The 13,306-nt window shown below is 57.6% G+C and carries 17 protein-coding genes; all 17 read left to right on the top strand.

What is annotated here, in order from left to right:
• The first annotated feature begins 63 nt into the window (after positions 1-63).
• Positions 64-801: a GntR family transcriptional regulator gene (locus GS636_RS17125; protein WP_171095461.1), complete on the top strand. Its 738-nt coding sequence runs from the start codon at positions 64-66 to the stop codon at positions 799-801.
• Positions 798-1,850, top strand: a complete 1,053-nt coding sequence (locus tag GS636_RS17120; RefSeq protein WP_171670979.1) for an aldo/keto reductase — start codon at positions 798-800, stop codon at positions 1,848-1,850. The genes GS636_RS17125 and GS636_RS17120 overlap by 4 nt, the downstream gene beginning before the upstream one ends.
• Positions 1,840-2,268 carry an RbsD/FucU family protein gene (locus tag GS636_RS17115; protein WP_171095457.1) on the top strand — a complete coding sequence of 143 codons (429 nt, stop codon included), beginning with the start codon at positions 1,840-1,842 and terminating at the stop codon, positions 2,266-2,268. The genes GS636_RS17120 and GS636_RS17115 overlap by 11 nt, the downstream gene beginning before the upstream one ends.
• Positions 2,265-3,095 (top strand): amidohydrolase, encoded by an 831-nt coding sequence (locus tag GS636_RS17110; RefSeq protein WP_171670977.1) that lies wholly within the window; start codon positions 2,265-2,267, stop codon positions 3,093-3,095. The genes GS636_RS17115 and GS636_RS17110 overlap by 4 nt, the downstream gene beginning before the upstream one ends.
• A 1-nt stretch (position 3,096) precedes the next feature.
• Positions 3,097-4,209: a fumarylacetoacetate hydrolase family protein gene (locus GS636_RS17105; protein ID WP_171670974.1), complete on the top strand. Its 1,113-nt coding sequence runs from the start codon at positions 3,097-3,099 to the stop codon at positions 4,207-4,209.
• Positions 4,210-4,221: 12 nt separating this feature from the next.
• The gene (locus GS636_RS17100; protein WP_171670972.1) at positions 4,222-5,724 is read left to right on the top strand and encodes an aldehyde dehydrogenase (NADP(+)); all 1,503 of its coding nucleotides are present in this window, start codon (positions 4,222-4,224) and stop codon (positions 5,722-5,724) included.
• A gap of 7 nt (positions 5,725-5,731) precedes the next feature.
• The gene (locus GS636_RS17095) at positions 5,732-6,487 is read left to right on the top strand and encodes an SDR family oxidoreductase (RefSeq protein ID WP_171670970.1); all 756 of its coding nucleotides are present in this window, start codon (positions 5,732-5,734) and stop codon (positions 6,485-6,487) included.
• 16 nt (positions 6,488-6,503) lie between these two features.
• Entirely contained in the window at positions 6,504-7,346 is an 843-nt protein-coding gene (locus GS636_RS17090) for a fumarylacetoacetate hydrolase family protein (RefSeq protein ID WP_171670967.1), read from the top strand.
• Positions 7,347-7,630: 284 nt separating this feature from the next.
• A complete protein-coding gene (locus tag GS636_RS17085) occupies positions 7,631-8,482 on the top strand; it encodes an urease accessory protein UreD (RefSeq protein ID WP_371808741.1) in 852 nt (283 codons plus the stop codon).
• A gap of 1 nt (position 8,483) precedes the next feature.
• Positions 8,484-8,786: an urease subunit gamma gene (locus GS636_RS17080; protein WP_171095445.1), complete on the top strand. Its 303-nt coding sequence runs from the start codon at positions 8,484-8,486 to the stop codon at positions 8,784-8,786.
• 15 nt (positions 8,787-8,801) lie between these two features.
• Positions 8,802-8,963, top strand: a complete 162-nt coding sequence (locus GS636_RS17075; RefSeq protein ID WP_171095443.1) for a hypothetical protein — start codon at positions 8,802-8,804, stop codon at positions 8,961-8,963.
• Complete coding sequence (locus tag GS636_RS17070) at positions 8,960-9,292, top strand: urease subunit beta (RefSeq protein WP_171187293.1); 333 nt, start codon at positions 8,960-8,962, stop codon at positions 9,290-9,292. The genes GS636_RS17075 and GS636_RS17070 overlap by 4 nt, the downstream gene beginning before the upstream one ends.
• Positions 9,267-11,027, top strand: coding sequence for an urease subunit alpha (gene ureC / locus GS636_RS17065; protein ID WP_171670965.1), 1,761 nt, complete (start codon positions 9,267-9,269; stop codon positions 11,025-11,027). The genes GS636_RS17070 and ureC overlap by 26 nt, the downstream gene beginning before the upstream one ends.
• A gap of 121 nt (positions 11,028-11,148) precedes the next feature.
• On the top strand, positions 11,149-11,373 hold the full coding sequence (locus tag GS636_RS17060; RefSeq protein ID WP_171095437.1) for a hypothetical protein: 225 nt from the start codon (positions 11,149-11,151) through the stop codon (positions 11,371-11,373).
• Between the two features lie 28 nt (positions 11,374-11,401).
• Positions 11,402-11,854, top strand: a complete 453-nt coding sequence (gene ureE, locus GS636_RS17055) for an urease accessory protein UreE (protein WP_171095435.1) — start codon at positions 11,402-11,404, stop codon at positions 11,852-11,854.
• Entirely contained in the window at positions 11,838-12,491 is a 654-nt protein-coding gene (locus GS636_RS17050; protein ID WP_171670964.1) for an urease accessory protein UreF, read from the top strand. The genes ureE and GS636_RS17050 overlap by 17 nt, the downstream gene beginning before the upstream one ends.
• On the top strand, positions 12,488-13,117 hold the full coding sequence (gene ureG, locus GS636_RS17045; protein ID WP_171670963.1) for an urease accessory protein UreG: 630 nt from the start codon (positions 12,488-12,490) through the stop codon (positions 13,115-13,117). The genes GS636_RS17050 and ureG overlap by 4 nt, the downstream gene beginning before the upstream one ends.
• Positions 13,118-13,306 lie beyond the last annotated feature (189 nt).

Raw genomic sequence — 13,306 nt, 5'->3', positions numbered from 1 at the left:
CATGTTGCTAATCTCAAATTCACTACTTGTCAACTAACATGTTAGAATGCTAAATTACCAAACATGAGCAAGCAACAAGACATAAACGCTGCACTGCTGCCTGAGATCACGACAATCGAAGGGCCGCTTGCGCAGCGTGTTCACCACTCACTGAAACAGGCGATTCTATCGCTGGATTTTCCACCCGGCGCGAATCTCAGGAAGGCACCTGTGTGTGAAAGGCTGGGTGTTTCGCGCGCGCCTGTGGCCGACGCGATTGCACGTCTGGCGTCGGAAGGGTTGGTGGATGTGGTGCCGCAATCGGGCACCCGTGTGTCCTACTTTTCGATGGATGAAATCCGCGAAGGCGTCTTCCTCCGCGAAGCGCTGGAACTTGCGACCGTTGCAAAGGTTGCCCGCGACCTGACCGACGATCAGCGCAAAAGACTAAGCCGCAATATGCGCCTTCAGGAACTGCTGATCGAGGACGAGGATATTCCGGGCTTTTATCAGGCCGATGAAGAGTTCCACGGCCTGCTGATGGAATTCACTGGCTTTCGCCGACTCGCGGATGTCGCACAGACCGTTTCATTGCAAGTCAGTCGCGCTCGTATGCTGCTGCTGCCCACCCCCGGCCGGATCGCCGAGACTTTGGCAGAGCATCGGGCCATTTTCGAGGCAATCAGCAATCGCGATGAACAGGCTGCGCAGGATGCTATGCGCACTCACCTTGGACAATTGATGCCACGCATCGAACTGCTGGAACAGCAAAAGCCTCATTTGTTCAACCTTACACCACAACTGCACAGTGAGGCAGGATGACAGTTTCTCAGACAGAATTTCTGAACAATCGGACCGCGCGGCCTGTTCCATTGACCCGCATGGGGTTTGGCGGGGCGCCGTTGGGAAACCTGTATCGCAAAGTCTCGGATGAGGACGCGCAGGCGGCATTGCAGGCCGCTTATGACGCCGGCATCCGGTTTTTCGATACCGCGCCCCAATATGGGCTTGGTCGGTCAGAGCAACGGTTTGGGCAGGCGATTAGCCGGTTTGGTCGCGAAAACATTCAACTGTCGACCAAAATTGGCCGGCTGCTTTTGGATTGCGAACCGCATGAAGTGACACCCGAAGCTTTCGTCGATGTGCCGCAGAAACGGATCGTGTTCGACTACACTTACGACGGGGTCATGCGATCTTACGAGGCCAGCCGCGACAGAATTGGCGTGGCCAACTCTGACATTCTTCTGGTCCATGATGTCTGTGTCTTCAGTCAAGGCAGTCAGGAAGTGTCTGATGCCAAGGTCCGCGAGCTTTTTGATGGCGGCGGTTACAAGGCTTTGACCGAGTTGCGCGATGCAGGTGAAATCGCTGCAATTGGGGCGGGCGTAAACGAATGGCAGGTTTGCGAAAAACTGCTTGGACTCGGGGATTTCGACGGCTTCCTGCTGGCCGGGCGCTACACACTGCTGGAACAGGAAGCCCTCGACAGTTTCCTGCCACTTTGTGAGCAGCGCGATGTCGGCATTATCCTTGGAGGACCTTACAATTCGGGCATTCTCGCGACCGGAGCTGTACCAGGTGCCAAATACAACTACGCCGACGCGCCCGAGGATATACTCGAGCGGGTACGCAAGATCGAAGCCGTTTGCGCGGCGCACGATACTCCGCTGATCGCCGCGGCGTTGCAATTTGTTCTGGGTCATCCTTGCGTCAAAACCGTGGTACCGGGGGCCGTTAACGCATCCGAAGTCCAATCCAACGTCGCATTGATGGAGCGCGACATTCCCCCCGGCCTGTGGTCGGATCTGCGGTCCGAGGGCCTGATCCGTTCGGACGCGCCCCTGCCAAGCGAGGCTGCAAATGCTGCGTAACATCGACCCGATCCTTTCACCTGAACTTCTTTATACCCTCAGGGCCATGGGCCACGGGGACGAGATCGTTATTGCAGATGCGAATTTCCCCGGCTCCAGCAGCGGACCGGACTGCATCCGGGCCGATGGGTCTTCGGCCAGTGAAGTGCTGCAAGCTGTTTTATCCGTGATGCCGTTGGATACTTTCGTACCTGATCCGGCGTTGAGCATGCAGGTTGTGGGCGACCCAAAGGCAATTCCTGACGCAGTCGCGGACTTTCAACGCATCATAGACGCAACCGCCGACAACCCAACCAAAGTACAGGGGCTGGAACGGTTTGCTTTCTACGCGCGGGCGGCAAACGCTTTTGCCATTGTTCAGACAGGCGAACGCAGGCTTTACGGCAACATCATCCTGAAAAAGGGTGTGATCGGATGAGAATCGACGCGCATCAGCATTTCTGGGCTTTGGCGCGGGGCGACTATGGCTGGTTGACGCCTGATCTGGGCGCGATCTACCGGGATTTTACGCCGGACGATCTAATGCCGCTGCTACAAGCTGCCGAGATTGATGGCACGGTCCTTGTCCAGGCGGCACCCACAGCGGCCGAGACCGAATATATGCTCGCTCTGGCCGACCAGCATGCGTTCGTCAAAGGTGTTGTGGGCTGGGTCGATTTTGAAGCCGCTGATGTGGACGCGCAGATTGCAGCCTTGGCCGCCCACCCGGCATTCGTTGGTATCCGTCCGATGATACAGGACATTGCTGACCCTTTGTGGATGCTCGGTGACGCGTTAACGCCCGCTTTTGAAGCAGTTCAGCAGCACGACCTGACATTCGATGCACTGACCTTACCTCAACATCTGGGCCCACTCAGGCAACTTCTGGAACGTCAGCCTGATTTGCGTGTGGTCATCGACCATGGATCGAAACCGCTGATCAAAGACGCGATCTTGGACGGCTGGTCCGACAACATGGCGGTCTTGGCCCGCGATACAAATGCATGGTGCAAGCTGTCCGGCCTCGTGACTGAGGCTTCTGCAGACTGGACTAATGAAGATCTGCGTCCCTACGTGGATCACCTGCTGGACACCTTCGGCCCGTCGCGTTTGATTTGGGGCAGCGACTGGCCGGTTTGCACATTGGCCAGCAGTTACGAGCGCTGGTGTGAGACAACCGACACGTTGCTGAACCAGCTAAACAGCACAGAACGCCAGGCGATCATGGGTGGCAATGCCGCCCGCGCCTATAACCTCAGGGATTGAAATGACCATATCCACATTGGATTCCAACGGGCTGTGGCTCGGCCGTATTGAGCGTGCCGGGGTCGGCCCCAGCGTGGTAACACTGCGCAATGGTCGGGTTGTCGATATCACATCGAAAACGGCTCCAACCGTCCGGGACATTCTGGAACGCGAAGACGCAGCGGATTACGTGCGCAACGCCCAAGGTGAAGATATCGGCCCCTTGGACGCCGACCACCAATGGCTCGCACCGTGTGATCTGCAAGCGGTTAAAGCCTGCGGAGTTACATTTGCCGGATCCATGGTCGAGCGCGTGATAGAAGAACAGGCTGCAGGCGATCCCGCCAAAGCCGACGCGATCCGGGCGCGCATCGGGGGCCGGATTGGGGAAAGCCTTTCCAACATTGTTCCGGGATCGGACGCGGCGGCAGAGGTCAAAGAAGCACTGATCACCGAAGGTCTCTGGAGTCAGTACCTTGAAGTCGGGATCGGTCCCGATGCCGAGGTTTTTTCAAAAGCGCAGGTCCTGTCTTCAGTCGGGTTCGGCGCGGAAATCGGGCTTCACCCGATCTCGACATGGAACAACCCCGAACCCGAAATTGTTCTGGCCGTTACCTCACGGGGCGAGATCAAGGGCGCAACACTGGGCAACGATGTGAACCTGCGCGACGTCGAAGGGCGTTCAGCTCTGTTGCTGAGCAAAGCCAAGGACAATAATGCCTCTTGCGCGATCGGGCCGATGATCCGGTTGTTCGATGATGGGTTCACTCTGGACGATGTACGGCAAGCCGAACTGACGCTGACCGTCACCGGACCAGACGGGTTTGTTCTGAACGGCAGCTCATCCATGTCCCAGATCAGCCGCGATCCTGCCGATCTTGTGAAGCAGACAATCGGACGTCACCACCAATATCCTGATGGGTTGATGCTGTTTCTCGGCACGCTCTTTGCTCCGACCCAGGACAGGGATACTCCGGGCGGTGGATTCACACACAAACTTGGCGACGTCGTCACCATCGCCAATGCACAACTTGGGGCGCTGACAAACACAGTGCGCCTGTCGACCGAATGCCCCAAATGGACCTTTGGGGCGTCACACCTGATGCGAAACCTTGCCCATCGCGGCCTGCTTTAAGTGAGAACGAACATGTTGACTGGAAAACACCTGATCGCTGGCGAATGGGTCGGCTCAGATGCGACTTTTGCGTCCGAACCCGCGCATGGACCAAGCCACGACTTTTCTGTCGGGACAGCGGCATTGGTCGATAGCGCAGTAGAAGCGGCCGAGGCGGCGTTTGCCACGTTCGGGTGGTCCTCGCGTACCGAGCGCGCCACGCTGCTGCGCATGATCGCAGATGAGATCGACGCGCGCGGGGATGCGATAACCGAGATTGGCACTCAGGAAACTGGCCTGCCCGAGGCGCGCCTACAAGGGGAACGTGGCCGCACCGTCGGCCAGCTGCGTCTGTTTGCCGATCACATCGAAGCGGGCGACTATCTGGACATACGCCACGACCCGGCCATGCCGGATCGCGCGCCCCTGCCCCGCCCCGACCTGCGCATGATCCAGCGTCCGCTGGGTCCTGTTGCGGTGTTCGGCGCGTCGAATTTCCCGTTGGCTTTCTCGGTTGCCGGGGGCGATACCGCCGCGGCAATTGCCGCCGGATGCCCCGTTGTCGTCAAAGGCCATTCGGCCCATCCCGGCACGGGCGAGATTGTGGCTCAGGCCATTGACGCGGCCATCAAAGCGACAGGGGTTCATCCCGGAGTGTTTTCCCTTGTTCAAGGCGGCAAACGCGATGTGGGCACGCGTCTGGTGCAGCATCCTCTGATCCGGGCAGTAGGTTTCACTGGCAGCCTTGGAGGTGGACGCGCGTTGTTCGATTTGTGCGCGCAGCGGGAGGAACCCATTCCATTCTTTGGCGAACTGGGTTCGGTCAATCCAATGTTCATTCTGCCACAAGCCGCAGCTGCGCGTGGGGCTGAAATTGGCACAGGCTGGGCGGCTTCGCTGACGATGGGTGCCGGTCAGTTCTGCACCAATCCCGGTGTCGCCGTGATCATTGAAGGTCCGGATGCCGACGCGTTTCAGTCGGCAGCCCAGACCGGGCTGTCTTCGGTCGCTGACCAGACAATGCTGACCGATGGTATTGCCTCAGCCTATCGGGACGGCGTTTCGCGTGTTGCCGCCGGAACAGGTGTTTCAAAAGTTATGGGCACCAGTTGCGCGACACGCGATGCGGCCCCTTACTTGTTTACTGTTGCCGGCGATGACTGGCTGGCCGACAAAAAATTGCAGGAAGAGGTTTTTGGCCCATTGGGCATCATCGTGCGCGTAAAAGACGTCTCGCAAATGCAACAGATCGCGCGGGCCATCGAAGGGCAACTGACCTGCACGCTGCATCTGGACGCGGGTGACAAACCCGAGGCTCAGGCGCTGCTTCCGCTGCTGGAACGCAAGGCGGGGCGTCTGCTGGCCAACAGCTTCCCGACCGGCGTCGAAGTGTGCGACAGCATGGTTCACGGCGGCCCCTACCCTGCTTCAACCAACTTTGGCGCGACGTCTGTAGGAACTCTGTCGATCCGCCGTTTCCTTCGGCCGGTTTGTTATCAGGGCATCCCAACTGACCTGCTGCCCGAAAAACTGTGAGGCACCAATGACAACTTTCAACCCATCCAACCGACTTGCAGGTAAGACCGTTCTGATTACAGCTGCCGGACAAGGCATCGGCCGCGCAACCGCCGAATTGTTCGCAATGGAAGGCGCACATGTGATCGCCAGCGACATCAACGATGTTTCGCTTGCCGAACTGGGAAGTATTGCGGGTATCGAGCCGCTGAAGCTAGACGTCACTGACAATGAAGCGGTGACAGCCGCCGTCGCCGACCTGCCGCACCTCGACGTTCTGTTTAACTGCGCGGGCTATGTCGCAGCAGGGTCAATTCTTGAGTGCCCAGAGAAGGATTGGGATTTCAGTTTCGACCTCAACGTCAAGGCCATGTTCAGACTGATCAGACTGACCCTGCCAGGGATGCTGGAAAATGGTGGCGGATCGATCATCAATATGTCCTCGGTCGCATCGTCCATCAAAGGCGTTCCAAACCGGTTTGCCTATTGCGCGTCAAAAGCTGCGGTCATTGGCCTGACAAAATCCGTGGCAGCCGATTACGTCACGCAAGGCATTCGGTGCAACGCGATTTGCCCCGGGACCGTCGACAGCCCCAGCCTGCATGACAGGCTGCGCGCCACGGGAGATTATGAACAGGCAATGACCGATTTCATCGCCCGTCAACCGATGGGCCGGATTGGCACAGCGGACGAAATTGCAGAACTGGCGCTGTACCTGGCCAGTGACGCCAGTAAATACACCACAGGTCAGCCCTTTGCCATTGATGGCGGCTGGACGATCTAAACGGAAGGACCTTGCAATGAGACTGCTACGTTACGGCCCAACAGGGGCCGAGAAACCCGGTATTTTGGCGTCGGACGGCTCTGTTCGCGATCTATCCGGTGTGGTCGATGACATTTCGGGCGACGCTCTTGGCGATGCCGTTCTTGACAAATTGCGTGCACTCGATGTGGACAGCCTGCCAGCGGTGAATGGCGATACGCGCGTCGGTCCCTGCGTTGGCAATGTCGGCAAATTTGTTTGCATAGGTCTGAACTATGCGGATCACGCGGCAGAAAGCGGCATGGAATTACCAGCTGAGCCGGTGATTTTCTTCAAGGCCACCTCTGCCATCATTGGACCCAACGACACGGTCGAAATCCCGCGCGGGTCGGTCAAAACCGACTGGGAGGTGGAACTGGGCGTCGTCATCGGCAAAGAGGCCAAATACGTCTCCGAGGCCGAAGCCATGAGCCACGTCGCCGGATACTGCGTGGTCAACGATTTGTCCGAGCGGGACTTTCAGCTTCATCGCTCGGGCCAGTGGGTCAAAGGAAAATCCGCAGACACGTTCGGCCCGATTGGCCCTTGGCTTGTGACACGTGACGAAGTGCCTGATCCTCAAAACCTGGCGATGTATCTTGAGGTGAACGGGCACCGCTATCAGGACGGGTCGACCAAAACGATGCATTTTGGCGTTGCAACGGTGGTCTCACACCTGTCGCAGTTCATGTCGCTGCAGCCCGGGGACGTGATCTCAACAGGAACGCCTCCAGGTGTTGGTATGGGCCAGAACCCTCAGACCTATTTGAAACCCGGTGACAAGATGGAACTTGGCATCGAAGGTTTGGGCGTACAGCGACAGGACGTTGTGGCCGGGTAATCCAAAAGCGTCCAGCGGCACCCAAAACATTCGTTCAAGTAAACCCCGGACCACGCGTTCGGGGTTTTGTCTTTTCATAATCAAATTCGATTGCTTGCCTCGGCGAACTGGGCGGGCCCGGCATATCCCGACTGAAGCGAGACAGGCTTTAATGCTTAATTTTTAGACTACATGCTGCGGGTGTGGTCAAAAATTGAGCTTCCCGGACGAGCTTTGATCAAAAAGCAGCCCATGCGGATAGAGTTTCGACACCCAAGCGGTGAAAAACGCCTGATGTTCACGACGTGAAAGCCGCAGCCATCAATCAGTTCGCCCCCATACCGCCTGCGTCACATGCGACGCCGCCGCGCGCCGAAGGACGGGTTACACTGTCCGCCAAGCTGTTTCGGGAGCGCAGCGTAATCGATCGTCTACGGCAGGCGGGTTCGTTCAAATGCCTGTTTCCACGGGGACACGACCCCCTTCTGAATGCGGTGCTTTTGAACACGGCCGGAGGAGTAACCGGCGGCGACGCGTTCCACTTTTCGGGCCATGCCGGTGAGGGCACGGGCCTGACACTAACAACTCAGGCCTGTGAACGGGCGTATAAAGCAAAACCCGGTCAGACGGCGCGGATCGTCAACACCCTGAGCGTCGGGCCGCAGGCGCGACTGAACTGGCTGCCGCAAGAGACGATCCTGTATAATGGCAGCGCGTTGACACGGCGCTTGCAGATTGACCTGGCCAAGCATGCCTCGGCGCTAATAGTCGAGCCTTTGATCTTTGGCCGCGCGGCAATGGGCGAGACACTGACTGACATCCGCCTCAGCGATCGGATCGAGATTAGGCGCGACGGGGTCATGGAGTTTCTGGACGCCACCCGTTTCACCGGCGACCTGGCCGCCCATCTGGCCAAACCCCATATCGCCAATGGCGCGGGTGCCATGGCACTGGTCGCGTTTGCCTCCCCCACCGCCGAGAGCCAACTGGTCCCGATCCGCAAGATGTTGCCCGAAACAGCCGGGGCCACCCTGGTCCGGCCCGACCTGCTGGTGATCCGGCTGCTGGCCGAAAACGGTTTCACCCTCCGCAAAAGCCTGTTGCCCCTGCTGCGGCGACTGAACACCGACACATTACCCCGATGCTGGATGCTCTGACATGAACCTGACACCGCGTGAGAAAGACAAACTGCTGGTCGCCATGGCCGCCGAGGTCGCCCGCAAACGACTGGCCCGCGGCGTCAAACTGAACCACCCCGAGGCCATCGCCCTGATCACCGACGCCGTGGTCGAAGGCGCGCGCGATGGTCGGTCTGTCGCTGACATGATGCAAGCCGGGGCCGAAGTAATCACCCGAGACCAATGCATGGAGGGCGTGCCCGAAATGATCCACGAGGTGCAGGTCGAGGCCACTTTCCCCGATGGCACCAAACTTGTGACCGTCCACAATCCCATTCGCTAAGAAAGGACCACAGTTATGACACGTATGCTTTTCCCCGCCCTGATCCTTGCTGGCCCCGCTGCGGCCCATACGGACACACATATCCACGCCCATGCCACAGACTACGCCGCGTTGGGCGTTGGCCTTGCTGTTATCGCGCTGGCCGCACTGGTCGTGATCACGAAGCTTCCGAAATGATCCCAGGCGAGATCATACCTGCCAAAGGTTCACTGACGCTCAATGCAGGGCGCAGCAGTCGCCTTGTTGTCGTCGCCAATACGGGTGATCGACCGGTGCAGGTCGGCAGCCACTACCATTTTGCCGAAGCGAACTCTGCTTTGGATTTTGATCGGTATGTGGCCTTGGGGATGCGATTGGACATTCCGGCAGGCACTGCTGTGCGATTTGAACCGGGTCAAACGCGCGAAGTTATGCTGGTACCCTACGACGGGCGCCGCCACATCTATGGTTTCAATGCACATATTATGGGGGCTCTGAAAGATGCCGGGCAAGATCAGCCGGAGTGACTATGCCTCCATGTTCGGCCCAACGGTCGGCGACAAAGTACGATTGGCAGATACCGATCTGATTATCGAGGTCGAGAAAGACCTGATCGTCGAGCGCGCAACAGCTGCGCGTTTCAGCGAAACCGGCCACCGCGAAGACGTCTATGGCGAAGAGGTCAAATTCGGTGGCGGCAAGGTCATTCGTGACGGGATGGGGCAGTCTCAGGTCACACGCGCCGAAGGGGCGGTGGATACGGTGATCACCAACGCGCTGATCGTCGATCATTCCGGCATCTACAAAGCGGACGTTGGGCTGAAAGACGGGCGCATCGCCAAGATCGGCAAAGCCGGAAATCCCGATACGCAACCCGGCGTCGACATCATCATCGGCCCCGGCACCGAGATTATCGCGGGCGAGGGTCGCATTCTGACCGCAGGCGGGTTCGACAGTCATATCCATTTTATCTGCCCACAACAGATCGAAGACGCGCTGCATTCCGGCCTGACCACGATGCTGGGCGGCGGCACCGGACCGGCGCATGGGACACTGGCGACCACCTGCACACCCGGCCCCTGGCATATCGGGCGGATGTTGCAGGCAGCGGATGCGTTTCCGATGAATCTGGCCTTCGCAGGCAAAGGCAACGCCTCATTGCCCGCAGCACTTGAAGAACAGGTCAAATCCGGTGCTTGTGCCCTGAAACTGCACGAAGACTGGGGTACGACCCCCGCCGCCATCGATTGCTGCCTGTCGGTCGCTGATGCAATGGACGTGCAGGTGATGATCCACACCGATACGCTCAATGAATCGGGCTTTGTTGAGAACACCGTGGCCGCCATGAAAGGCCGCACAATCCATGCGTTCCACACCGAAGGCGCAGGCGGCGGCCACGCCCCGGACATCATCAAGATCTGCGGTGAAAATCACGTTCTGCCGTCCTCGACCAATCCTACGCGGCCCTTCACCGTAAACACGGTCGAGGAGCATCTGGATATGCTGATGGTCTGTCACCATCTCGACAAATCCATCCCCGAGGACGTGGCCTTTGCCGAAAGCCGCATCCGACGCGAGACTATAGCGGCCGAGGATATCCTGCACGACATGGGGGCTTTCTCGATCATCGCGTCTGACAGTCAGGCCATGGGCCGCGTCGGAGAGGTCTTGATCCGCACCTGGCAAACTGCGGACAAGATGAAGAAACAGCGTGGGCGACTGCCCGAGGAAACCGGTGAGAACGACAATTTTCGCGTCCGTCGTTACATCGCGAAATACACCATCAACCCAGCCATTGCCCATGGCCTGAGTCACGAGATCGGAAGTATCGAGGAAGGTAAACGCGCTGATCTTGTTCTTTGGAATCCTGCTTTCTTCGGGGTGAAACCAGAGATGGTTTTGCTGGGTGGCACAATTGCCTGCGCGCAGATGGGGGATCCGAACGCATCGATCCCTACGCCGCAGCCAGTTTACAGTCGCCCTATGTTCGGCGCGTATGGGCGATCGGTAGAAAACTCGGCGATCACTTTTGTCTCGCAAGCAGCCTACGCAGACGGGCTTGGTGATACACTGGGATTGGCAAAAAAGACCGTCGCCGTCCAAAACACGCGAGAGATCGGCAAACAGGATCTTTTGCTAAACGACACGACACCTCATGTCGAAGTCGACCCTGAAACCTACGAGGTCCGGGCAGATGGCGAATTGCTGACCTGTCAACCCGCCGAAACGCTGCCAATGGCGCAACGATACTTTTTATTCTGACCAAAAATTGTGCTGCGTTGCGGCACGCGCAAGGCGGAAATGACCAAACACTATCTACTGAGTGAGGCCGATATGACAAATATTAAACCCCATGGGAGGACCAACGTTTACGAGGGTCCAAATGGCACATTCAACAACACATACGAACGCGCGCTTTTCGCTGCCCGGTTTGATCGCATCCGTCGGGTCGTCGATTTACTCGGCTCTGACCAGGCTAGCCGAAGCCCAATCACGCGTCCGGCAAGTCGAATTCCTGCAATCGCTCAGCGACGAGGAATTGAAAAAACGCGGTCTGACACGCGAACGGATCGTGCACCGGGTCTTTGCGGATTCAATCTGGCTCTGACCAACACTTCTACAGAGGAGGTACTGGTATGACCGCCCTGCTCTGTACTGCGCATCGTTATTCGGATCACACGCATGGCGATCCGGCAGATTGCTTGTCTCTGACTTACGATGACCGGTTTTTGCGCCGCAAGGTTCTGACCTGTGAAAGCGGTGAACAGATCCTCATCGATCTGGCACAAACGACGTCGTTGAACCACGGCGGCGCATTGGTTCTAGATGATGGGCGCGAAGTGGAGATACAGGCCGCACCCGAAGCGTTGCTTGAAGTAAATGCCCCGGATCTGACGCGTATCGCATGGCATATCGGCAATCGCCACACGCCCTGCCAGATCGAAAAGGATCGACTTTTGATTCAGGTCGATCACGTTATCCGGGACATGCTGTTGAAAATTGGTGCATCGGTAAAAGAAGTGCATGAACCGTTCACCCCCGAAGGCGGAGCCTATGGCCACGGCAGGACCCATGGCCACACCCACTGACGCGGACATTCTAACGCTGACCCAATGGTTGTCTCCTGCCTATCCTGTCGGGGGATTTGCCTATTCGCACGGGCTGGAAGCGGCGATTGACGCGGGAACTGTCGCGAATTCTCGGGATACCGAAGCCTGGATTTCAGATGTGCTTGAACATGGCTCTGGGTGGAATGACGCATTGTTTCTGGTGGCTGCGTACAACGCGCAGGACAAAGATGAGCTCATCAATACCGATAGCATCGCGCGGGCCTTTTGTGCCACATCCGAAAGGCTTATGGAAACCGATCTACTGGGTCAGGCATTCGGAAATGTCACGAAGGGCGTTTGGGAACTGGACCTTGGACAGTTCACATATCCGGTCTCTGTCGGTCAGGCTGCAAGATTACAAAACCTTCCTGTTGCGCTAACAACCAAGATGTTTCTGCAAGCATTCGCAAGTAACCTTGTCGCCTGTGCAACTCGCCTCGTGCCACTGGGGCAAACTGATGCTCAAAGGGTAATCCGCCAGTTGACGCCGCTGTGCGCTCAGGTTGCTGCAAGGGCACAAAAGGCGAGTCTTGACGAATTGGGCTCTACCGCGTTCCTGGCAGATCTGGCGTCCATGAAACACGAAACACAGTATTCGAGGATCTTTCGCACATGACCAGTATGAACGGCCCACTTCGCGTCGGTATCGGAGGCCCGGTCGGAGCAGGAAAAACCACGTTGACCGCTGCTTTGTCCGAAGCGCTGCGCGATGTTTGTTCTGTGGGTGTTATCACCAATGATATTTACACGCAGGAAGACGCCGAGGCACTGATGCGCATGCAGGTTCTGCCGCGGGACAGGATCATCGGCGTTGAAACCGGTGGTTGCCCTCATACTGCAATTCGCGAAGATGCCTCGATCAATTTGGCGGCCGTTGCTGAAATGCAGACACGCCACCCTGATCTCGACGTGGTGTTGATTGAAAGCGGTGGCGACAATCTGTCGGCCACATTCAGCCCGGAACTGGCGGATTTAACCATCTACGTTATCGATGTCGCGGCGGGCGAGGAAATCCCCAGAAAAGGTGGGCCGGCGATTACGAAATCGGACATCCTGATCATCAACAAAACCGACCTGGCGCCGTATGTTGGCGCTTCGCTGGAGGTTATGGAACGTGATGCTAAGAAAATGCGTAAAGGACGACCTTTCTTGTTCTCGTCGCTTCGACACAGAAATGGGGTCGACGCAATCGTGGATCTGCTGGTGAAAGGAGGAGGTCTGGGGATTTCGAAAGCCAAGTAATTCCGGTGACAAACAAACACAACTGTCCACGCATAAATCCGGCTCGAAATACCCCAGGCAAAATCATGGTGACATTTTCCGGATAGGTTCGGTCGCAGATTCTAGGCTCAGGACCCATTGATTTCCGCTGTACGGCGCGTTTCACGGCAGTGCAAAACGAAACGGTGGTTTGTCTGATCTATTCTGGCC

Origin of the sequence: Ruegeria sp. HKCCD4884, from assembly GCF_013110855.1 — a bacterium.
Classification (GTDB): domain Bacteria; phylum Pseudomonadota; class Alphaproteobacteria; order Rhodobacterales; family Rhodobacteraceae; genus Ruegeria.
The sequence above is the reverse complement of the archived record's forward strand: the minus strand, read 5'-3'. Positions and strand labels throughout refer to the sequence as shown.